This window comes from Massilia sp. Masssp93, assembly GCF_059491295.1.
In genome coordinates, this window is the sequence record NZ_CP168502.1 from 4,473,799 (window position 1) to 4,497,242 (window position 23,444).

At 57.2% G+C, this 23,444-nt stretch carries 11 protein-coding genes, 1 pseudogene and 1 other annotated feature; of the genes and pseudogenes, 2 read left to right on the forward strand and 10 right to left on the reverse strand.

Annotated features, from left to right (window positions below; genetic code table 11):
* Positions 1-125 precede the first annotated feature (125 nt).
* Both ACEN9Q_RS18375 and ACEN9Q_RS18380 read right to left on the reverse strand, forming a co-directional pair.
* A complete protein-coding gene (locus ACEN9Q_RS18375) occupies positions 126-2,171 on the reverse strand; it encodes an alpha-L-arabinofuranosidase family protein (protein WP_495625570.1) in 2,046 nt (681 codons plus the stop codon).
* A 108-nt stretch (positions 2,172-2,279) separates the two neighbouring features.
* Entirely contained in the window at positions 2,280-4,442 is a 2,163-nt protein-coding gene (locus ACEN9Q_RS18380; RefSeq protein WP_495625571.1) for a dockerin, read from the reverse strand.
* 781 nt (positions 4,443-5,223) lie between these two features.
* On the opposite strand from ACEN9Q_RS18380, the gene ACEN9Q_RS18385 reads away from it, so the two are divergent.
* Entirely contained in the window at positions 5,224-6,189 is a 966-nt protein-coding gene (locus ACEN9Q_RS18385; protein ID WP_495625572.1) for a PA14 domain-containing protein, read from the forward strand.
* Between the two features lie 1,097 nt (positions 6,190-7,286).
* On the opposite strand, the gene ACEN9Q_RS18390 is transcribed toward ACEN9Q_RS18385, so the two are convergent.
* The 8 genes from ACEN9Q_RS18390 to ACEN9Q_RS18425 form a co-directional block, all read right to left on the reverse strand.
* A protein-coding gene (locus ACEN9Q_RS18390; RefSeq protein WP_495625573.1) for an IS3 family transposase occupies positions 7,287-8,509 on the reverse strand; the annotation gives its coding sequence in 2 pieces (ribosomal slippage) (positions 7,287-8,221 and positions 8,221-8,509; 1,224 coding nt in all).
* Positions 8,115-8,231, reverse strand: a sequence feature (AL1L pseudoknot). Its footprint overlaps the gene before it by 117 nt.
* Before the next feature lie 113 nt (positions 8,510-8,622).
* On the reverse strand, positions 8,623-9,090 hold the full coding sequence (locus ACEN9Q_RS18395) for a hypothetical protein (RefSeq protein WP_495625574.1): 468 nt from the start codon (positions 9,088-9,090) through the stop codon (positions 8,623-8,625).
* 22 nt (positions 9,091-9,112) lie between these two features.
* Positions 9,113-11,371: an RHS repeat-associated core domain-containing protein gene (locus ACEN9Q_RS18400; protein WP_495625575.1), complete on the reverse strand. Its 2,259-nt coding sequence runs from the start codon at positions 11,369-11,371 to the stop codon at positions 9,113-9,115.
* A 226-nt stretch (positions 11,372-11,597) separates the two neighbouring features.
* Positions 11,598-14,276, reverse strand: a complete 2,679-nt coding sequence (locus ACEN9Q_RS18405) for a DUF6531 domain-containing protein (protein WP_495625576.1) — start codon at positions 14,274-14,276, stop codon at positions 11,598-11,600.
* Between the two features lie 925 nt (positions 14,277-15,201).
* A complete protein-coding gene (locus ACEN9Q_RS18410) occupies positions 15,202-16,557 on the reverse strand; it encodes an IS4 family transposase (protein WP_495628971.1) in 1,356 nt (451 codons plus the stop codon).
* A gap of 190 nt (positions 16,558-16,747) precedes the next feature.
* The gene (locus ACEN9Q_RS18415; protein WP_495625577.1) at positions 16,748-17,188 is read right to left on the reverse strand and encodes a pentapeptide repeat-containing protein; all 441 of its coding nucleotides are present in this window, start codon (positions 17,186-17,188) and stop codon (positions 16,748-16,750) included.
* 4 nt (positions 17,189-17,192) lie between these two features.
* Complete coding sequence (locus ACEN9Q_RS18420; protein ID WP_495625578.1) at positions 17,193-19,418, reverse strand: RHS repeat-associated core domain-containing protein; 2,226 nt, start codon at positions 19,416-19,418, stop codon at positions 17,193-17,195.
* Positions 19,419-19,605: 187 nt separating this feature from the next.
* Positions 19,606-22,320, reverse strand: a complete 2,715-nt coding sequence (locus ACEN9Q_RS18425; protein ID WP_495625579.1) for an RHS repeat domain-containing protein — start codon at positions 22,318-22,320, stop codon at positions 19,606-19,608.
* Between the two features lie 266 nt (positions 22,321-22,586).
* Here ACEN9Q_RS18425 and ACEN9Q_RS18430 point away from each other — a divergent pair.
* Positions 22,587-23,279 (forward strand): annotated as a pseudogene (locus tag ACEN9Q_RS18430) (IS5 family transposase); the annotation flags it as partial.
* Positions 23,280-23,444 lie beyond the last annotated feature (165 nt).

Consider the following 23,444-nt stretch of genomic DNA (forward strand, 5'->3'; position numbering starts at 1 on the left):
CAAAAAAAATGCTAACGTCTCAAAACGTGCAATCCGGCGGCGCGGAAACCGAGGCCTCCGCGCCTCATGCCGTTTAGTGAAGGCGGTTTTTCGACCTGACGGACGGCATAGCGCTTCGGCGCTGCCTATTTGGTCGACAGCACCAGCACGGTGACCGAATACGGCGCGAAGCGATAGCTGAACTCTTTGCCGAGCCCGCTCGCCTTGCTGGTCACCGGCACCACCTTGTTCGGCTCGGCGATGGTGTTGGTGTCCTCCTTCTGCGCCGAGCTCAGTACGATCGCCTTGCCTTCGGCAGCCACCCTGGCGGCGCCGGCAAGGTCCACCTGCACCGTCTGCGCACTGCCGATCGCGTTGACGACCTTCAGGTAGATCTCGCCGCGCTGCGCCGACCTGGTCGCCGAGAAGAACATGGTCGGCACTTCCTGCGCCGGCGGCAGCACCTGCGGCGTCTCCTTCCGGGCCGCCTCCTGCCAGGTCTGCGTGCCGACTTGTTGCGCGGTCACCGGCAGCGACACGTTGCCCAGATAATTGCTGAACATTTTCTGCGCGTAGTACGACGGCGAGCCATAGCTCGCTTGCGCGTCGTAGCCGACGAGGTTGTATCGCCACTGCACGCCGCCCGGATTGGCGTTCACCAGCAGCGGCGCGTAGCAGGCCATCTCGACGACGTCGGCGTTGCGCTCCATGCCCGTCATGAACGCGGCGTCGGCCAGCGCGGAATGCAGGTCGGTGGTCGGCTCGCCCTCTTGCGAAGCCCATTCGCCGATGAACACTTTCGGCCCCTTGCGCTCGTAGCTGTCGTAGCGCGCGGCGTCGTGCATCATCTGCAGCGGCTTGTAGTAGTAATGCTCGTCGACCAGGTCGGGCACCCGGCTGATCACCTTCTGTTGCTGGCCCAGCCAGTCCTTGCCATTGACGGTGGAGATCAGCTTGAGCTGCGGATACTTCGCCTTGATGGCGTCGTGGAACTGGGTGTAGCGGCCGTCGTAGGTCTTGTGCTTGTCGAAGCCGTCCTCGTTGCCGATCTCGACGTAGCGCAGCTTGAACGGCGCCGGATGGCCGTCCCTGGCGCGCCGCGCGCCCCACGTCGTGCTGACGTCGCCGGTGACGTATTCGATCTCGTCGAGCGCTTCCTGCACGAAGGGCTGCAGCGCCGGGCCGGCGGGAACGTTCTCCCCGTTGAGCGCGTAACCGGCGAACACCGCCAGCACCGGCTCGGCCTTCATGTCCTCGGTCCACTCGAGAAATTCGAGCAGGCCCATGCCGTCGGACGAGCGGTATCCCCAGGTGCCGGGATGGCCGGGACGCTGCGCGATCGGACCGAGCGTTTCCTTCCACTTGAAGCGGGTATCCACGGTAACGCCCTCGAGGTAGTTCCCGCCCGGGAAGCGCAGGAAGCGCGGCTTCATGTCGACCAGTTTCTGCATCAGGTCGACCCGGTTGCCGTTCGGCCGGTCCTTGTAGGTCGGCGGGAACAGCGAGACCTGGTTGAACCAGACGGTGCCCGGGCTTTCGGTGGCGATCACCAGGCGCGCGTCGGCGGTCGGCTTGACGTCGGCGGCGGTCGCCAAGGTGACGCTGTAGCGCTTCCATTCGCCGTCGATGCGGCCGCCCTCGGCCTGCGCGTACACGGTCTTGCCGTCGGTGCCTTCGATGCTGACGGTCAGCGGCACGCCGCCCGCGCCGGCGGTTTTGGCGTAGAAGCTGGCGCGGTAGCGGGTGTTCGGCTTGACCGGAATACCCCAGTAGCCGGCGTTGGCGATGCCGACCCGGTGGCCCTGCGCGGCGCGCGCGGCGTCCAGGCGCAGGCTGGTGGTCAGGGCGGTGGCGGGGACGGGAAAGCGCTGGTCGAGCGCGATCGCGGCGCTGCCGCCGGCATCCTGCACCACCGACCAGTGCACCGGCGTCTTGTCGTCGTCCTTGAAGACGCGGTTGCGCACCAGTTCCGCGTACAAGCCGCCATCGTAGGAGTAGTTGATTTCCTCGGTCATCAGGCCGTACAAGGTCGGACTGACGGGAATGCCCGGCTTGGCGAGGTCGATCCTGACGGTGGTCTGCGCCATCGCCAGCGGCGCGATCAGGGCCGCCAGCGACAGCAGGCGGTGGGCGCGGAAGCGGCGTTGCGCGACCGGCACGGCGGCGCGGCGCGAAGAGATGTTCGAGTTCATGGGGGGACGGGTAGTGATGTTCGCGGCATGTACACCGCGAACGCGGTTGACAAAAACTGAAGGCCAGGCGCTCGACAACATTGCGCCTGGCCCCTTCCTGCATGACGATCAGTTGCTGTAGAGCAGACCGCGGCCGGTGCCGGAGACGTAGATCCGTCCGTAGGTGTTCCAGTCGCCGGCCATCATGCCGATGCCGCCGAACTGGTGCGCGTCGTCGTTGAAGCGCGTCCAGGTCGCGCCGGCATCGTCAGAGCGATGCACGCCCCACACGCCGTCGATCACACCCACGACGTAGACCGCAGCGGAGTACGGCGCGCCGGCTTTGGCCTTGCCCAGCGCGACGATACTGGCGCCCTGTACCTGCGCCCACTGATTGCCGGCAAAGATCGACGCGAAGTTGCCGAGCTTGGTCCAGGTCGCGCCCGAATCGGTCGAGTGGTACACGGTGTTGCCATCGGCCAGCCAGAGGTCGCCCTCGGCGTTGGGGTTCACCGCCAGCGAGGTGTTCGCGAAATAATTGGGGGCCAGCCCCGCGGCCACCGAGCCCTGGCTCAGCGTGAACGTATGGCCGCCATCCGTCGACACGTAGACCTTGCCCGGCGTGCCCCACCAATGGCCACCGGAATCGTAGGCATAGACCTTGTTCGGGTTCTTGCGATCCGCGACCAGGTGGTAGGCGCGGGGGAAGACGGTGTTGATTGCCGGCAGATCGGTCGGGACCCAGGTAGCGCCGTTGTCCGTGGTGTACGACGGCACGGAGTTGCCGGGCGCCCAGACCGCCTTGTTGCGCCCGGTGACCGCGATGCTCGCTTCCTGGTTCGTATTGGTCGCGGCGCCGGGCGCATAGGTGGCGAACTTCGCCCAGGTCTTGCCGCCGTCGCCAGACCAGACGCCGTAGCTGGTGTTGTTGCCGAGGACGGCGCCGATGGCGGTCATGTATTGCGGATCAGACCACGCCATGTCGGCGGCGAAGCCGTTGCTCCAGCTGGTGGCCGGCGTCAGGGTCGGCTTGGTCGCGAGGCTGGTGTGCACCCAGGTGCCGACGTCACCCGAACTGTTGATCACGGTGTACGTTGCGCCGGCCGGCGGCGTGGCCAGGCTCAGGACCGCGGTTTCCTCGATACCGTCGATCGCCTCGTTCCAGCTCGGCGTCGAGGAGGAGGCGTTGCGGGTCTCCCAGACCCCGCCGCCATGGACGTACAGGATGTGATCCCGGTTGGAAGGATCGATCTCGACGTCGTCGGGCCATCCCCAGAACGACGCGTCGGCCGGCGTATGCGGCATGGCGGCCGCGATTTCGCGCCAGTTCCCGCCGGCGTCGTCGGACAGCTGGATGATTTTCTGGCCGCTGAAGCTGCCCCAGGTGTTGGTCACACCCAGCGCAATGCGCGTGGCCGGGCCGGTGCCCGAGACGGACAGGCCGCCGTAGCCGGCCGAGTCGTTGCTGTCGAGCAGAGTCCAGTTGCTGCCGTCGAACTTGTAGAGCCGGGCGGGACCCTCGGCGCCTGGTCCGGACGCCTTGGTGAAGACAACATACAACATGCCGTCGGCAGCGCGCACCACGTGCGGGATGTGATAGCCGGAGATCGGAGTCGCGACCGCGGCCCACGACGTGCCGCCGTTGGTGGACTTGTACAGGTTCGAGGCCAGGCCCGCCGCGCTGACGTAGTCCGGCGCGATGGCTACGTAGATGGTCTGGGTGGCCGTGCCGCTCCCCTTGGTGTTCGTGTCGAACACGACCGTTTCGATGCCCATCCCGCTGCCGCCGGCGGCCTTGACCTGGTCCGCGTTCATCGTGACGGACGACAGCGCCGTGACCTGGGCCCACGTGTGCCCTGCGTCCGTGCTCTTCCACAGGCCCGCCTGGCGCGAGCCGTAGAACAGCGTCGACGGCTTGTTGGGGTCGACCATCATGCGTTCGCCCATGGCACGGCCGGGATTATTGCCGCCCAGCGCGAACGGCAGATCGTAGTGCGTCCAGGCGTCGCCGCGGTCGCTCGAGATATAGATGCGGCCAACGCCATCGGCCGTGTACATGCCGGCGGCCATGTAGACCCGCTGGTCGTCGTTCGGATCGAGGGCGATGCTTTCGATGCCGTGGAACCGGCTCTCGGCACCGCCGAAGCCCAGGCCGTCGGTGATCGGCGTCCAGGACGACGTGGCCTGGTTCCAGCGATAGGCGCCGCCGACATCGGTTCTGGCGTACACGAGATTCGCGATGGTCGGATGGAAGACCAGGCCGGTGACGTAGCCGCCGCCGCCCCACTTCACACTGCTCCAGGTGGCAGCCGTTGCGGCCCCGGACGTTGGCGTTGGCGTTGGCGTTGGCGCCGGTGCTGGCGTGGGCGTCGGGGCGGGGGCCGGCACATCCGAAGCCGCCCCGCCGGCATTCCCGGACGAGCCGCTGCCGCCACCACCGCCACCGCAACCGGCCAGCAGGACCATTGCCAGAAGTCCCGCCGAACGAAGTAACCGGTTCTTGATCGCCAAAGGTTGTGTCAGTGTGCGCATTTGCATCTCGCTACGTGATGGTGGAAGCGCGACCGGCCAGTGCCGGCCGCGCCATGGTTCTGAAAAAAGGGAGCCGCAGCTACCAAACCTGCCTGGGTAGCAGACGAGAAAAACCTGACTGCATTGCGCTGTGCTTGCCAGGGCAAGTGCCGGCATGAGCGGCCCGGGACGGTGTGATGCCGCACGAATGGTCTCCAGCGGGTTGTGCTCCATTCTGCGTACTCCTCGTGTGCGTCGCAATTCTCCAAATTGCCAATGCGCGGAGTCATTTTTCGCCGGGCGAGGCCGCCAATTTTTATCAGGCGCCAGCCCGAAACGCACCAGCAGCCGGCGATTTTTCTACCTGGCGCCGCTTCGACGATGACAAGCACGAGTACGGCGGCATGTCCAAGCTGGCGGCCGACGCAGGGACGCCGCCTGCCATGAAATTTGGTTCACCTTGTTGGCGATTTGGGCAATATCGCCGCCGCTGGGTAGCGGGCAAAATGAGCTCAGCCGGTTAGATTTCGACAGATTTGAACGACATTATTTTTGGAAACGAATGCGCGCGACACAGCAGGAACCCAGCCCCCGCCAGCCTGAAGCTGCACCCGATCCGCAGTGGCGACGTGCAAGCAGGCGCCATGCGCTGGCCATTGTCGTACTCATCCATATAGCCTTGCTGACGACGGTGCTGCTGTCGCGCGTCCCCCGCCCCAAGCTGCCTAAAGCGAGCACTACCAATGTGACCCTGTTCCAGGAGAAAGTGCCGAAGGAAAAGATCCTCGAATCCAAGCCGGTGGAGTCGAAGGCGTTCGATCTGCCGCCGCCCACGATGCCCGAGATCAAAGTCCCCCTGCCGCCAGTGCCCGACGTCGTGCCCGACGCGATTCGGTCGCCGGTCACCGCTCCGGCGCCGGTCAGCGCTCCCGTGCCCCGCCCGCCACCGGTCGAGGCCGCAGCCGTGGCCAGTGCCGCCGTAACGGCACCTGCCGCACCGCCCAAGCTGTTCGAAGAATGCGGGGGCGCATCGGATCGGCATATGGTTGCCGACGTCTATCGCCTGCGCAGGGACGCCCGATCGGTCACCGAGATGCGGGGCCAGCCCGTTAAGCGCGTCTGCCTGGCCCAGCTCGATATTACGCCGCGCAGCTTCCTTGAGGGATTTCCAGGCATGGGCTCGACGGTCGAATGGTTCGGGCTGGATATCCGCTTCACGGTGACCATTGCCGAACCCACCACTTGGGAAATTTTACTGTTGGCCGACGACGGCGCCATTCTCAGCATCGATGACGAGAACGTAATCGACAACGATGGCATCCACGCACCGACGCCGGTGGCGACCCAGGTGAAACTGGAGAAGGGGCCGCACAATTTCCGCGTACGCTACTTCCAGGGCCCGGGCCCCGATCTCGCATTGATGCTTGCATGGAAAAAGCCCGGTGCGGCCGATTACGGCTATTTGCCGCGCAGCCTGATCGGGCGGCCGCCGGCGGGCATGCTGAAGGCGCTCCAGCCGAAAGGGTGACCCGGCTTGAGCAATGGTGCGGACCGTGGGGCTCACTGCGCTCGTGACCTCACGGACGTGCACGCCAAAATCCACAAGGAATGGCGCCGTCCTCGAGGTCGACAACGCAACCGGCCTCGCCCACATCACCGGCCGTGGCAGTCGCCGCGGCCGCTTTCGTCTTCGGGGCCGACGCCCCGCGCTCCGTTCGCTGAGCTTAGCGGTAAAATGGCACCCTCACCACTGTACAAGCCTTTCCGCAGCCGCCCCTGCCCAAAACGATGAGTGCACTACACGAAATTAGCGCTGCCGCAGCAAATACGCCGGCTACCCAACCATCCGCCGGAAAACATACCCCTAAGGATCCACAGGGTGCGAAGCCCGGAAAAAGCCAGCACACCCCGATGATGCATGGGTGTGTTCTCGAGTGAGAAGCCGGGATAATTGGGGAAACCTACGCCGGATGCTACGCTAGCGAAGCGCGGCAATTCGTTGGATGTCACAACGTTCATTTGCAGCGCTAGCGCAACGCGATCCGCCTTCTATGTCATAGACTCAGACGAATCGGATAAACGATTTATACTATTTTCCATTTTTAAGAGCAAGTTCTGCGGTTCCAATGACCATAACGATAGTTCACGCGGGCGCCGCTCGGATAAGTGATGGTCTCGAGCTTTCCAATCGCCGAACCCACGCTGCCGTAGCTGTACTGCAGCGTGAACTGGGCACTTGTACCTCCTACGCTGACAATCTGACCGATGAGCACAGTAGGGAGTTCCGGCGGAGTATCGTGTTCGCCCGGCGTTGCGCGGCAGTGGCCGGCGAAGATCCGCTGCCACGCCTACATGACCCCGTCGCTCAATTCATCAGCGCCCGTCGCATGACGATCGGCGGGTTCGAGCAGGACAGCGTAACGGGCCAGAGCCGGGCGTAGTCTTGGTACGTTCAGTTGGTCGACGATGCGGACGGGCCACAATGACAACCACTGCCGTTCCGGAAGACCGCCGCTCAGTCCTCTGGCTCGCGTCGCGGCTATTCCCGCAGCATCGGCATGCGGCGCCCCACCCCGGCCCGTCCAGTGAATCGCCCCGGCTTTCGTGGAGGCCGGTTGGTGTGAGTCAGGCCGGGATGGCTTGACCGCTCAGTTGCTTGTAATAGTTTGCCTCAGCTTCGGCCGGCGGTATATAGCCGAGCGGTTCAAGGAGCCGGTGGTGGTTGAACCAGGCCACCCATTCCAGCGTGGCCAGTTCGACGGCCTCACGTGTTTTCCAAGGGGCGCGGCGGTGGATCAACTCGGCCTTGTAGAGCCCATTGATAGTCTCGGCCAGGGCGTTATCATAGCTGTCGCCTTTACTGCCCACAGACGGCTCAATTCCGGCTTCTGCCAGGCGCTCGCTGTACCGTATCGACACATATTGCGAGCCTCTGTCGCTGTGATGGACCAACGCGTTTCGTTCCGGCTGACGTGCGTACAGCGCCTGCTCCAGGGCGTCGAGCACGAAGTCGGTCCGCATCGAGCTGCTGACACGCCAGCCGACAATGCGCCGAGCGAAGACATCGATGACGAAGGCCACGTACACGAAGCCCTGCCATGTCGAGACGTAGGTGAAATCGCTGACCCACAGCTGGTTTGGCCGCTGGGCTTTGAATTGGCGGTTGACCCGATCGAGCGGACATGGCGCCTCCGCATCGGCAACCGTGGTGCGCACGACCTTGCCGCGCATTACGCCACGCAATCCAGCCTTGCGCATCAGCCGCTCCACGGTACAACGGGCGACGTCAGTTCCTTCACGCCGCAGTTGGCGCCAGACTTTATCAGCCCCGTAGACCTGCAGGTTCGCCTGCCAGACCCGTTCAATCTCGACGCTCAGCACATCGTCGCGCTGGACGCGAGCACAGCGCAATGCCGGGTTGCGCTGCTGCGCCGCGTAGCGCCAATAGCCCGACGGCGCAACCTGCATCACCTTGCAGATCGGCTCGACACCGTAGGCATGGCGGTACTGGTCGACGAACTTCCTCACGACTTGAAGCGGCGGTCGAGCTCCGCCTGGGCGAAAAACGCACTCGCCAGACGCAGAATCTCGTTTGCCTTGCGCAGCTCGCGCACCTCGCGCTCCAGCGCCTTGATGCGCTCCTCTTCGGCGGTGGTCGGCCCTGGACCCTGGCCGGTATCGCGCTCCTGCTGGCGTACCCAGCGACGCAGCGTTTCAGGTGTGCAGCCGATCTTGGCTGCGATCGATTCGATGGCCGCCCACTGGGAGGTGTACTCGCTGGCCGCCTCGCTGACCATGCGCACGGCGCGCTCGATAACTTCGGGGGAATACTTGGGTTGCTTCTTCATAACTCCATTTTCTCAAACAATGGAGCCTCTACAAAACCCCGGGCGGTTCACCAGCTAGCGTTTGCCAGAGTTGGCAAACCACGCGTTTTTTTAAACTCGACGACTAGCATATGCTACGGTGCTATTTCATAAGTAACATAGGCTGCCTCAATCAGAGCATGCTTCCCTACACACTCCGGATGAGATTGCCACGCAATTATCTTGACTCGGACATACTGGTTATCTCGGCAACGAAGCGCATCCCAGTCAAAAAATTTGATAAATGCAAGCTTGGCATTAGAGTCCACTTCAGTCACAGGAAAGTCCCAATACCCGCTATCGAGTTCCCTGTTAATCTGGATAGGCGCAGATTCCACGTCGCTCAACGCTACTGATATATTAGGCTGGAAGTAGCCATACTCTACTTCGTTAATACCAGCGGACACGGCTACAAGTTGCCGAAATAACTCGATCTCCACATGACGAAAACGCTCCTCCCAAACCCAACCATCATTAACATAGGGCTCGGAGACGCTAAAAAAGTTATTGAAAAGCTCACGGCTCGCGATGCGGAAGCGAATGATCAAGTCGGAAATATTCATATGGCACCGGTTAAATTTCGGATTATCTAAGCGTATCTATCGTAGGACCTGATACACGATTTGGGAAACACTGACAAGTTTTTTTATTTTGATTCCAAACTAAACCGTGATAGTGGACCCCGCTCGTGCTCCCATGATCGTTGCCCGGATGCCCCCATATTTGATCAGGCGGGCATGGCTTACAGTTACCATTGCAGTCCCTTCCGTGTTTCATCGGCGAATGCCCTTTCGCAGAGGCTGGGTCACTGCCATCCGTAACCCCGTGATATATTGACGCTCCCGGCACTATGTCAGACCCAGCACCTGCGTCTGTCGGAATGAGGGCTCCGATTATTACCGCACAGAGAGGGCAAGCCACGCCGGCTTCGGATGCGGCATATCGGCCAGCGTTTGCGGCGATTGCTGCGGTTCCAACCTGCCCTACTGTTCCAACATTCGATACCGATATACCGCTTTGCGCCGGCAATGCCTGTAGGCCATAAAAATCCTTGAGCCGTACAGGGTCCGCGTTTACGTATGCGTATGTATTTTCGCCTCCGCTTAGACCGATAGGGTCGCTCTGGATGTACCGTCCGGTCTGCGGATCATAATCTCTGAAGTAGTTATAGAAAAGTCCCGTCTCACTGTCCGCGATTTGCCCAGGAAGGCGATGATCATATCCAGGCAGCAAAGTCGAGATACGCGGCGCATTATTCCCGAAAGGATCGCGACTGCGCCAATCCCAAGCTATTTGCCCATCAGGACTAGCCAACACGAGCGGTGCACCGATGTGATCGGCAAGTACGTAGAAATTCATCGACGGTGTCAAGACCGCAACCGGCAGGTCGCCGAGATAAACCGTCTCGACCGTATCTACGTGCTGCTGGCCATACTCGCCGACCGTGTGCCCTTCTTCATCATAAACATAGAAGATCCGTTGTGCCGTCCCTGTTTTCAGCACACGCTGGCCCAGCGCGTTGTAGTACATGCTCAACTGTGCCGCACCGCCGACTTGCGCCAGCCGGCCGCGATCGCTGTACGTGTAGGTATAGAGACCGTCGGCGATTCTGTTGCCTGGCGCGTCGTACTGATACGTCCTCGGCGTCGAAAACGTAGCAGAGCTCAGACGATTGCTCGTCGCGTCATAGGTATAGGTGACACTTGGACCGGTCTGTTGAGTACGATTACCGTTTGCATCGTAGGTATAAGTCGTCGTCACGCCTCCCTGCGTAAAGCTGGTGAGGCGGTCGGCCGTATCGTAGCTGAACGTTTGATCATACTGGGCCGGACTCTGCCCTCCCGCATGGGTATATGCGGTAACCAGGCTCGCGGCGTTGTACGTCACCGTTCTAGTCGTACCGGCGAGATCGGTCGGATACGACGTCAGGCGCCCGTCGAGGTCGTACGTGCGCTGGTAAATCGGCAAGGCCGAGTTACCCCAGCGCCAGGACTGTACGTTGCCGGTCGGCGTGTACGTGATGTCGGTAAGCAAAGGTACTTCAGCCAACGTACTCGTTCCGCCGCTCCCGTCGGACGGGTTGACAGTCACGCTATTCACCCGACCATCGGCGCCATAACGATAGTTCATGCGGGCGCCGCTCGGATAAGTGATGGTCTCGAGCTTTCCAATCGCCGAACCCACGCTGCCGTAGCTGTACTGCAGCGTGAACTGGGCACTTGTACCTCCCGCACTGACCGTCTGGGTCTTGGTCAGCACCCTGCCTTTCATATCGTGCGTGAAGGTCGTCGAGCCCGATTCGTCGGTGATGCGCGTGAGGTTGCCGATCTCTATCGCCGGGCCACCCGGGCCACCGTCGTATTCGAATTGCGACGGCGCGCCAGATTGATACTGCGCCTGGATGAGCCTGTTAAGCGCGTCGTACTGAAACGCAGTTGTCTTGCCGCGCGCGTCGGTAACGGTCAAGACATTACCGGCTTCATCGGTCGTGTACCCGGTTCCACGTGTATCCGGACTAGTCAGCTGGGTTCTGTTGCCGAGTCCGTCGACGGTATAGGCCGTGACGAGGTTACGCGGATCCGTCACCGTAGCTATTTGATCCAGGCCATCGTAACTTTGTTTGGTGACCAGTGTAGTCGAGCCTACGGTCACGTTCTGCTGTGTCATCCGGTTGAGCGCGTCATAGCTGTACGATGTCGTGCGGCTCAGTGGACGGTTGACCGTTTGGACATTACCTAGATTGTCATACGTAAAGGTAATAACAGTATCCAGGGTTTGCGCCCAAGCGCTGCTGGCCATCAATGCAACAACGTAAAGAACGCTATGGCGGGCCAGCTGGAGCATGTTACTCCTCAGTAAATTAATCGGCATAAGCGAACGACCAAAATTGTAAATAGTCACTGGGCCGCTCCCGCAAGCTGGGACGGACGCGGAAGTGTGACGAATATATTGGCTCCCTGCCAAGTCAGCGTCCGGCTTAGAGTTTTACCCACCTTTCCTTTACGACGTTCCGCTATATCCCGATCGTGAAGACCATCTTTGCCTATTTGGAGGTCACACCAGATCTCGATCATTGAGCACCTCCGATCAGTTTTGTCATCGCATTGTTAATGTCGAAAACTCGGCTGATCTGGCGAGTCAACACGCCGTTTGGATCGCTAATCTGTTCGGACACGATATTTCCTCTGATATCTATCTTGTATCGCACGGAATTTCCGAGTACGTCTGAGATCCCGACTAAACGATGTGCGTCGTCGTAGATGTAACTGAGGAATGTGCCGTCGGATAGCGTTAATTTCTTAAGCTGACCTACACCGTCGTATTCATAAGAAGTGACCTCTGTTACGCCATCTACTTCATTACTCGAACTGACCAGCCAGCCGCGGGGAGAATAGACGAATGATGTCGTGGCGCCGTTCGGGCGCTTGATAGTTCCGACGCGTCCGTTTTCATCGAAGTTGGAGAACAGTGTCACTTGGCCCAAAGCGTTGGTGATGGAGCTGATATTTCCTGCTCCGTCGTACGCGTAGGTAGTGACATCCGTTACGTCCTTTCGCGGTCCAACAACAGAAAGAACTTGCCCGACCGAATTGTATGCGTATGTCCAAATGCGGGGTGTACCCGTCGTCGACGCTGCAAATCCCAGGACTCCAGAAGGATCACTTGTTCCTTGCTCTGTTTTCACGATTACGTTACCTGAAGCGTCGTAGGTAAACGTTGTTAGCTTTTGTGGCCCAGCAATAGCAATTGGCAGACGATAAATATCGTGCCACTTCGTGCTGGTTTTGCGAGCGGGCGGATTCAAAGTCGTAGATGTGAACGCAGAATCGCAGAAATTGAGGCCCTCCACGCGTGCAACCTCCAGATTCCGAGACAGGTCGTACTGGTAGCACGAAGCATGTCCGTTCCAGTCGGTTGTGCTTGCGACGTTACCATTGGCGTCGTAGGTTCTAGCTTTATTAGGCCCGCAGTCCGCGCAAGGTTGGTCTACGTAATAGATCTTTGCAACATTCAAAACTTTCGTGTATGCCAGCGTTCTACTGGTCGTGATCGGCGTCGAAACGTCGCCAGAGTACTGGAGCAGGCTTTGCCCGGCACTCGTCGAATATGTCATCGCGACCTTGTTTGCGCCGCTGCCAAGTTGAGAGGACGTAGCCAAACCATTACAGTCATAAAACCAGGTAATGTATCGCTGCCCGTTCTCATCGATCAAACCCGTCAACGCGTTTACAAAGGGTCCAAGCCCATCGGCTCTACTCGGGAGACCGCTGCAGGTATTTCCATTATTGATTCGCACCGCTTCGTTATAGACATAAGTGCGGGTTCGCCCATCTGGATAAGTAATTTTGGTGAGGTTATTAGCGGTACAGCTAGGGTTTTTCGGATCGAAAACCGAGCACCCCCCGGAGGGCCCGTCATATTCATACGCGTATGACTGCGCTTTGGGATCCAGCATTCTCGCAATTCTGCCGAGGGTGTCGTATTCAAACTGAAGTTGCCTGCCCCACTGATCCGTCACGCAGAGCAACCTTCCCGCCGGAAGCACATCACCCTCCTGAGTATGTGAACAGGCAGGGGCGTCGGCAGGAAGCCTCGAGACTGCAGAATTATTAGTCGTACCGTCGCTGTAAGTCAGCTTTTGAATCATGCCAGCGCGCGTTGCAGTTGCGACCAACACGCCGTTCGCGTCATAATTTTCGGTTACGTCGCCCTCGGCAGATTTATAGATCCATCCGATAACAGCCGTACTGTTAGCGTTATATATTGCTGTCACCTTGTCATTCGTGTCAGCATCACCAAGCCACACACCATTCACCAAATTGAAAAAATAACGCTTCCCGTCCCCTCTCAAAATAGAAATCGCAGACGGGGTCGCCGTCATGGCCGGGGCAGGTGCAGATTCACACCATTTGAAGCCAGTATCACTTCTCTGCCAGCAGACGAAACCTTGAGTTCCGTCCTTGATCGTCGAAGGCGTTTCTTGCCGCAACGCTGAATCATAGCCTTGGGTCCAGTTGTTACCGAATGTATGTTTTACTCTTCCGTCGAAATACATCGGACTGCTGTTGTAAACACGTTTTAAGCCGAGACCACTACCCCCAGGCATTTCAAAGTCGCTTTCGATATGCCACATGTTGCCCGTGCCAGGATTGAGTGGCTCGCCTAACGATGGTTGGGGAGGAGCTTTACAATTGCAATCTGGAACCGGCGGCGGGCCAAAATTCGACCCCTTTGCCGCCGGTGTGTTCGATCCGGTGAGTTGCGTTACCTTAATGCAATTCTGAACATCACTAAACCAAAGCGTTCCTGGAGGACAGACGCACTCCATTTTGAATTGGTCAACCGTAAACGGAGAATTTGCGCGGGAAGCATAATCATCGCCGCAGTATGCAACACCGGGACTTCTTTCATCGGGATCAGAATATATCGATGAAAAAATGCATGTCGCCCCAAAGGGGTTGCCGAAGTTCCCTTGGATAGGATTGGCAATACTATTCGGATAAACCCGAGGATTAAACCAAGTTGGATTACTGGGCGGTGGCGCATTTTTTTCCTGCATCCATGCAGTGCACAACTCCATTCTGTTAGCCACCGGATACGATTTAAGGTAGTACCCTACAGTCGTCAGAAATTGATAACGAACCGGAGGAGCGTTAGGTGTTGACGGATATTGGGCATATACATCGGAAGCTGACATTCCAAATATGCTTAGGAACGCTATCAAGTAACCAAAGACTTTGTTTTTCATAACTCTTTCGAGATTCGACGGAAACATGTATCTCATCTATCATACACATTATTTCCAAGTGGAAACCATCCAAATGTCACAGTCTGCGGCTTTGTGAAACAGATCAACCGATACGGCGGCCGGACTGGCACGCAAGTACACTGCCGAAACGAGTGCCCCAGCAAAACTGGTCTACCGAACGGCCAGTTGGAAAAATGACAACGCCGTGATCAAGCGCTTGACGTGCTGCTCATCGGACAGGACAGGGATAGGTGTTCGCGTATGCACAAACCGACGCCACCGTGCGTGACAACGTCACCCCGACTCTGTCGCTGTATGCGGACCTGATCAGCTAGCAACGTCGAGCGGCATGTGTGCCGATAACCTGAACCGGTTATTGACCCTCGAAAATGTCGGCTGCAGGTTCGATGAATGAGCGCCATGCCTGCGGCGACGTCCTTTGGCACCCCGTTCGAGCCGTAAAATAAGTTAAGCCCGTGACTCAACTTCGCCTTCCCGTAGCCATATTTTGATGCTTCCTCAAACAACATAGGCGGCCATTACCGGATCGAACGCGACAAGGTCCCCCGAGTCGTAACAAACCCCCAGTGAATACAGCGCTGGTCCATATCCTGCTTCTGCTGCCCGCTCCAGGCATGCCACGCTACGTCGCTCAAACTCTTCGTCAGTCTCAGACTTCAGGGCAAATTTTGAATAGAGGAACAATGCCTCCGCCTCGCCCTTGTCGATGAGGGGCCTAACCAACTGGTATGCCTCACCACAGTCGCCGCTTTCAATCGCCTGCGCGGCCGTCGAATATAGAACGTTGTCATCCTTGTGGAATCATCCTATCTCCATTCGGAAAATCTCACATATGGACTCCTCCTCTTTTGCAACAATCTGTCTTCACGCCATAAGTTACGAATGCTCACGTATATCCATCTCGTTATACACAACTCGACAGTACGCCCATTTCGCGTAGCGTTTTGATGGTATGAGCGGAGGCACGAACATCGCGAAGCCCTTCCCAAATGGTTTTGGCACCGGGCTCGCCGTCGCCTTTTCTGGCAAGGAAACCGCCCGCACGAGCGATCATGCGAACCACGTCATTCAGGCGGGGCGCTGGTGGCGCGAGTTTCTTGTTGAGCAGGTAAGCGGCCTGGATCTCGTCGGGGTCGAAAAACAGCTTGGCATCCAGATCAAGGCAGGTGCGCCCCATCCTCATCAAATGGGCGATGCGCCATGCCACCACCAGATACAAGGCCAGTGCGCGTTCGATGCGATCGATCGTGCCCAGTTGCAGTTCCTCCACCTTGCAGCCATTCTTGAGCACATTGAACAGCATTTCGATTTCCCAGCGGGCGCGATACCAGTTGATCAATTCAGCCACCTCGGCCTCGCTGGCGGCCTTCCGGTTCGTCAGCAGACGCCATTCGATCGGCTTGACGCCGGGTGGAGCGTCGAGCTCGCGTGCGATGATGCAGGTGACAGCCAGCACCTCGCCTTTGCCCGCATTCAGTTCGACACGACGTACCCACAGTTGCTGACGCACGATGCGTGCTTTGGTGCCCGGCCGCGCAGCCAGGGCAAACTCGATTTCACCCAACGGCTCACCCTCGGTGACATGAGGCCACAACTTGTCGCTATTGGGCAGGCAGCGGTTATGCGCGGCGCGCACCAGCCAGTCGGCCGCACAATCCAATTGCCGCGCCCGTACCATCAAAGGCAGCATGTCGGCCTCGCGGTCGGCGACGTAGACCAGGCGTGTGGCGGGCAAGCGCGGCGCCAGTTCCGCCAGCCGCTCGTAGCCTACGATCCAGCGCAGGCTTTCCTTCGGCCCGCCGCGCTGGCCGTTGGCGTCGCGCAGCTCGCGCGCCCACATCCACACGTCCAGAATCCCCAGTGGCTGACGTGCCGTCGTTACCGCGTAGGTCGGATGGATGTACATGCCACGCTGCGCTTCGTAGCTGAGCGGCCCGAGACCGCGTGTCCTCTGTCCGTTGAAATCCAGTTCGGTCGTATCCTGCAGACACAACACCACTGCTTGCCCGGCCATTCTCTGTTCTGTTTGCTGCCAGTGCGGTTCCAGAATCGCCTGCCAGTCGACGCCGGCATTGTCGAAAAAGCGGTACGCAGCCATCGTCTCGCCCCAGCCATTACATGCCTTCGGCACGCTCGCCGTCGGTGTCGCTGCCATCGTTTCCATCAGTACCCTCGCTCGCCGGTTCAGGCGCGCATCGCCCAGATCGAGTTGCCGGAATTCCTGTTCAGTCCACTTCGATCCGTTCGCCAATTGCGCCACGCAAAAGACGAGAGTAAACGCGATTTCGCTCACGTTTACAAGGGCTGCGCGACCTCAACGACAAACTTATGTATAACGAGGTGACGTATATCCGGTCTCGTACTACTGCACTTGCTTCAAATGCGCGGCCCTAACGAGCTATTCGAACGCTGATTCCCTCTTGCTTGTTATCGGCAACCGGGGTCTAAAACTACTGCCGTTTCATGTCATAATTAGCGGGATCGAATCCGCTCGGAAATTTCGTGTTCGCGTCATAGAGCGCGCCCTTAAACGTCGCTCCTGACACGCACGCATCGGTAAGATTTGCGCCAGTGAGATTCGTTGCGCCATTCATTTGATCACATGAAAGGTCCGCACCAGTGAGGTCGGCACCAGATAAATTGGCCTCGCATAAATCAGCACCATTGAGACGAGCCCCTTTCAAATTCGCGTAGCTCAAATCTGCGCGAAAAAAGAAGGCCCAATAGAGGTCCGCGTTCTCGAAGTCCGCGCGACGAAGCCGAGTTTCACAGAATTGCGCTCCCTCAAGCATCCGGCCTCGAAAGCAGGCGGCTTCGAGATCTTGCCCGTCAAACTCAAACGGACCGTTAAAGCCAATCTCGGACCCGCCTTGTGAGTTGTCATTATTCATGGTCTTAAGGAATAGGGATCAAATTTCTTGGCGGAAATACAACACGCAGACCTTCGCTGATTATCCAGTAGGTTGCGCCTAACCCACCAGCCGCCGCTGCCGCCTTTTCTGCGTTCTGGGTTGCCGAAGGAATGGATTGTTGCGGGGCAGCATTCAACGCAGGACTTCCGCCTGAACCGCCGCCGCATTTTTGTGCATAAAGAGCTTCATCGTCGGCTGTGGTGTCCTTCAAGTCCTGGATTAAATCTTCGTGGCCCTGCACCGACATTCGAGGTGGAGCCCCAGCGTACGGAGGGTAGTAAGGCAGATACTGTGGGTTAGCCTTGCATTCCTGAATACGCTTATTGATGTCTTGCTTTTTGCGGGCAATCTTCTCACGCAAAGCCGTACACTCCTGCCCTTTCGGATCCAATTGGCGGGCTAGTCCAAATGGATCAGACCCAGAGACCGGATTTCCCTCAACATAACCATAAGTATTGACGCCTCCTTGCAGTCCAATAATATCCGATTCAATATACCTCCCCGCCTGCGGATCATAGTCGCGGGAGTAGTTATAGAACAGTCCTGTTTCCACATCAGCGACCTGCCCAGGAAAACGATGATCATATGCTGGCAATATTGGTGTAGTGATCGGTGCATTATTACCGAACGGGTCGCGGTTTCGCCAATCCCACACGTTCATACCGTCCGCCTGAGCCAGAACAAGCGGCGTGTCGATGTGATCCGCGACCACGTAGAAATTTCCCTGCGGCGCGAGCACTGCGATTGGTAGATTACCCAGATAGATTGTTTCGATTCCGGATAAAGTACCCTGAGCGTATTCGCCTACCACATGCCCCGCTTCATCATACACATAGTCGTTGAAGCCGTTCGCCCCAGCTTTCATGACCCGCTGGCCCAGCGCGTTGTAGTACATGCTCAGCACTGCATTTCCACCCACTTGAGCTAACCGTCCGCGATCGCTGTAGGTATAGGAATAGAGACCATCACTGATCCGGTTACCCGCAACGTCATAGGTGTACGTCCGCGGTACCGAAAACGTCGCTGAGCTCAGACGATTACTCGTCGTATTATAGGTGTAGGTGACATTCGGATTCGTCTGCTGGGTACGGTTACCGTTTGCATCATAGCTATAGGTCGTCGTCACACCGCCCAGCGTAAAACTGATGAGGCGGTCCGCGGTGTCATAGTTGAACGACTGGTTGTACTGGACGGGATTCGGTCCTCCAACATGGGTAAAAGCAGTCGGCAGGCTAGCGGCGTTATAGGTCACCGTCCTTATAGTGCCGAGCAGATCGGTTGGGTACGACGTCAAACGCCCATCGAGGTCATATGTACGCTGGTAAGCCGGCAACGCGGAAGTCCCCCATCGCCAAGACTGCACGTTACCGGTCGGGGTATAGGCGACGTCCGTGAGCAACGGCAGTTCGGCCAGCGTACTCGTGCCACCGCTTCCATCGGACGGGTTGACGGTCACACTGTTCACCCGGCCACTGGCATCGTAGTGGTAGCTCACCCGGGCACCGCTCGGATAGGTAATGCTCTCGAGCTTGCCAATCGCCGAGCCCGCGCTGCCGTACCCGTACTGCATCGTAAACTGGGCGTTGGCACCACCCGCATTGACCACCTGAGTCTTGGTGAGCACCCGGCCCTTCATGTCATGCGTAAAGGTCGTCGAGCCTGACTCGTCGGTGATCCGGGTCAGGTTGCCGGTCTCTGTCGACGGACCTCCCGGACCGCCGTCATATTCAAATTGCGACGCCGGTCCAGACTGATACTGCGCAAGGATCACCCTATTTAGCGCGTCGTACTGGAACGTAGTCGTCTTGCCGCGCGCATCGGTGACAGTGAGTACATTGCCCGATTCGTCGACCGTATAAGCCGAATTTTGCGTATCAGGACTGCTCAGTTGGCTTAGATTACCGAGCCCATCGACCATATAAGTAGTAAGAAAGTTGCGTGAATCTCTCACCGCTGATACTTGGTTGAGACCATCGTAACTCGGTTGGGTTATTAATGTACTCGAGCCTACGGTTATACTCTGCTGTATCATCCGATTAAGAGCATCGTAACTATACGACGTAGTACGTCCCAGTGGACGGTTGACAGTCTTAACGTTACCTAAACTATCATAGGTAAAGGTCGTAACAGTGTCCTGAGTTTGTCCCCATGCGCTACTGGCGATAAACGCAAAGAGGCATGCCAAATTTTGTCGCGTTATCCGATTCATTAGGAGCTTTCGATAAAGGGTCAATCGGCTTCGCTAATGGAACGGAAATGCAATACGCCGACTAAATCTATGTCTAGGCTCATGTTTTGCCCTGCATGTTCATAGGCCGAAAATCCGCCTCGATTAAGGTTTTGTAGAACGAATAATTTCGATTTTCGAAGCATACCAAATATATGAAGCGGCATATTCATTGCATTTTCCCAGTCAATGTGATCACCCGGTCGTTAACATCGAACACCCGACTGATTTGACGGACTAATGCTCCACTCGGATCGGTTACCTGTTCCGCAGTACGATTTCCCCTCACGTCAAGGGTGTACCTAATCGTATTGCCCTGGGCATCCGAAATTGCGATAAGTCGATGGGCGGTATCGTAGATATAAGCCAGCACTGCGCCGTCCGGCAGTGTCACTTTGGTTAGTTGGCCGACGCCATCATATTCGTACGTCGTTTTGTCCGTGACCCCGTCAGCTTGTGTAGTTGAACTAGTCACCCAGCCCCGAGGGGAATAAGTGAGTGTCGTAACAGATCCGTTCGGCCGAACAATCGTACGTGCTCTCCCATTTTCGTCGTAGTTCGAAAAGGAAGAGACATGTCCAAGCGCATTAGTAATCGAACTCATATTTCCCTGAGCGTCATACTGATATGTCACGCGGTCCACAACATCCGTTCGCGGCCCGGTAATGGTAAGAACCTGGCCATTTGAGTTATATGTATAACTCCAGGTGCGCGCAGGGCCGACTACAGTGGCCGCAAAGCCATGTACACCGGAACCATCTGTCGTGGCCTGTTCGCTTTTCGCCAAAACATTACCGGACCCATCGTAGGTAAACGTGGTCAGCTTTTTAGGTTCTGCAATAGCAGTGGGAAGACGATAGACTGCATGCCATTGGGTGCTAACCTTACGGGCCGGCGAGGTTAACGATGTTGTCGCCGATATGTCACTCGGACAACTATATCTATTGCCTTCAATGCGTGCAATTTCCAGATTACGCGAAAGATCATACTGGTAGCAGGTGTATACGTTATTCCAATCGACGATGCTGTTGACATTTGCGTTAACGTCATGAAAACGCCACTTATATAAACCACAGTCAGCGCAGGTTTGGCTTGCAAAAGAACTTTTCGCAATGTTCAATTTCGTATCGGTCGAGATATTGCTAGCAACAGTCGTCGGGTTCGAAGGATCGCCCATGTATTGTGTTAACGTCTGCCCCGTAATGGTAGGATAAGTTAATACAACCTTGTTTATGCCAGCTGCTATTTGAGATGACGTGGCGCGTCCAGCGCAGTCGTACGTCCAAGTAAGATAACGCTGTCCATTCTCATCGATTAAACCAGTCCATGCGTTAAGCCATGGTCCTTGCCCATTACCCACAGAGGTGGAAGAACAAGCTTGCCCATTGTTAATCTGTTGAGCTTCATTATAAAAATATGTCTGACTATTCCCATCTGGATAAGTTATTTTAGTGAGGTTATTCGCTGTACAACTTGGATTATTCTGATCGAATACAGGACACCCACCAGATGGGCCATCGTACTCGTAAAGATAGGTTTGGCCTTTCGGATCAAACATTTTCGTGACTCGCCCAACAGTATCATATTCAAATTGCAGCTGACGACCCCACTGATCAGTCACACAAATCAATCGCCCTGCCGTCAGAATATCGCCGTCCTGGACATGCGAGCAGCCGGGCGCATTGGCTGGCGACCTCGATATGGCAGTGGTATTCGTGCTGCCGTCACTATAAGTGAGGGTTTGTGTAACACCGGAACGCGAGGTTATGGAGGTAAGGCGGCCGTTGAGATCATAATGTTCGGTTACGTCACCTACGGCGGAAACGTACGTCCAGCCGAGAATTGTGGTTCCTGAGGCATCACGCTGCACGGTAACACGATCGTTAGTATCTGCGTCGCCAACCCAAACTCCGTTTACCAGGTTAAAAAAATAACGTTTCCCGTCCCCCCTCGAAATCGAGACAGCGCCAGGGTTAAGGCTTGCTGCCGGCTGTTGGGGGGCTTCACACCAGATAAATCCTGTGTCCTCACGTCTCCAGCAAACGATACCGCGGCTGCCATCTGTGGCAGTTGACGGGACTTCCTGCCTCAGCGATGCATCGTAGATATTTGTCCAACGGGTGCCGAAAGCATGCAACACGCGAGAGTCCGCGTAAAAAGGTGTACTGTTGTAAACACGCCTTAATTCAAGACCACCGGGGGCACTCTCGACAAAATCCCATTCGACATGCCACATGTTTCCGGTATTAGGATTTATAGGCTCTCCGACGCTGGGTTCCGATGGCGCTTCACAATTACAATCAGGTACGGGAGGTGGCCCCATATTCGCACCTTTGCCTGGTGGTAAAGAGGTGCCCGTAAGTTGCGTGGTTTTAACGCATTTGTCCACATCAGGGAAATATTTTGTTCCCTGTGGACAAACGCACGTCGTTGTTGCTGGGTCGACCACATATCCAGCAGGTGACAATTTACTTATGTTGTCTCCACAGTATGCTCTGCCAGGAGTACGCGAGTCTGGGTCACCATAAATAGTAGACGTAAACCAACATGTCACAGGAGTTGGGTTCGCTCCTGCAGTCCACGTCGGTGGGAGCCGTGGATTTGTCCAAGTTGGCGTGCTGGGAGGTTTTGGGTTCCTTTCATTCATCCACGCCGTACACAAATCAAAACGCGTTGGAACATCGTACGTAATTACGTGATCTGTTGCGATGTAGAAATTAAATCGAACTGGCGATGCTGGCGGGGCGGATGGGTACTGCGCGTATGCGCTTAGGGAAGAAAAAACGAAGCAGAAGATCGTAAAAATAAAGCGATTCATTTGTTGAATAAATTGCTTTAATCTATACTTAAATTCGACCTGAGAAGAACAAAAAATTCTAACCATATCGTGGCCTAGGCTTTTCGATTTAGGATTTTCATAAAACTGCTATAACTTATATAATTGCGCAAAGAATAATAAAAAAATTATTGCACGAAAACAATATCACGCCATTATCCAGGTATTTTTGATGGGAAAACTCTCAAAAAATCACTCGCGCGTAAGATTGAACATCGGCAACAAGCCTGTTAGGGAAGTGATTTAATCGCTGAGCCCCCCTGGGCAGCGGGCTCAACTGGCACAATGACGCATCTGATCTTTCCATCATCCCAATGAAGCAAACGAGTTTTTCCGACGCCGAGTTCGCAAGCAAGAAGAGACTGACGCGCCGCGATCGCTTTCTGGCCGAGATCGAAGCCGTGACGCCGTGGCCGTCGCTGGTGGCGGCGCTGCTGCCGTACTATCCCAAGGGCGAAGGACGCGGCCGTCCGCCGGTTGGTCTGGAGCGGATGCTGCGCATGTACATCGCGCAGCAGTGCTTCGGGTTGTCGGACGAGGGTATCGAAGATGCAATCTACGACAGCCAGGCCATTCGCGGTTTTGTCGGCATCGACCTGACGCACGAGTCGGCGCCGGACGCGACGACGCTGCTCAAGTTCCGTCGGCTGCTCGAAAAGCACGACCTGACGCGCAGGATCTTCGATGAAATCAACGGGCACCTGGCCAGCAAAGGCTTGATGATGCGCGAGGGGACCATCGTGGACGCGACCCTGATCGCGGCACCTCCCTCGACCAAGAATCGCGACGAAAAACGCGATCCGGAAATGCATCAGTCGAAGAAGGGGAAGAACTGGTTCTTCGGCATGAAGGCTCATATCGGCGTCGATGCCAAGTCCGGCCTGACGCATGCGCTCGTGACCACCGCAGGCAACGTGTCCGACGTCACGCAAACCCACAATCTTCTTCATGGTGATGAAACGATGGTGTTCGGCGACGCCGGCTACCAGGGTGCCGACAAGCGCCCGGCGGGTGAATTGCCACGCGATCCAACGCTGCCCCTCCCTACGCTGGGCTTAGCGGTACAATAACGGCCTTGTCCTCGTCGGGCTCGTGCCCGGCCGATACTCTCCTGAACCATGACCGTGCCACACGAACTGAATGCAGCGGCGGCCAACAGCTTAGCCGTACAG

What these genes read in the sequence shown, in the direction of transcription:
- ACEN9Q_RS18415 (WP_495625577.1), bottom strand. Translation starts at nt 17,188, where the DNA reads ATGAATAATGACAACTCACAAGGCGGGTCCGAGATTGGCTTTAACGGT.
- ACEN9Q_RS18395 (WP_495625574.1), bottom strand. Translation starts at nt 9,090, where the DNA reads ATGAATATTTCCGACTTGATCATTCGCTTCCGCATCGCGAGCCGTGAG.
- ACEN9Q_RS18420 (WP_495625578.1), bottom strand. Translation starts at nt 19,418, where the DNA reads ATGAATCGGATAACGCGACAAAATTTGGCATGCCTCTTTGCGTTTATC.
- ACEN9Q_RS18405 (WP_495625576.1), bottom strand. Translation starts at nt 14,276, where the DNA reads ATGAAAAACAAAGTCTTTGGTTACTTGATAGCGTTCCTAAGCATATTT.
- ACEN9Q_RS18400 (WP_495625575.1), bottom strand. Translation starts at nt 11,371, where the DNA reads ATGCTCCAGCTGGCCCGCCATAGCGTTCTTTACGTTGTTGCATTGATG.
- ACEN9Q_RS18385 (WP_495625572.1), top strand. Translation starts at nt 5,224, where the DNA reads ATGCGCGCGACACAGCAGGAACCCAGCCCCCGCCAGCCTGAAGCTGCA.
- ACEN9Q_RS18375 (WP_495625570.1), bottom strand. Translation starts at nt 2,171, where the DNA reads ATGAACTCGAACATCTCTTCGCGCCGCGCCGCCGTGCCGGTCGCGCAA.
- ACEN9Q_RS18425 (WP_495625579.1), bottom strand. Translation starts at nt 22,320, where the DNA reads ATGGTTAGAATTTTTTGTTCTTCTCAGGTCGAATTTAAGTATAGATTA.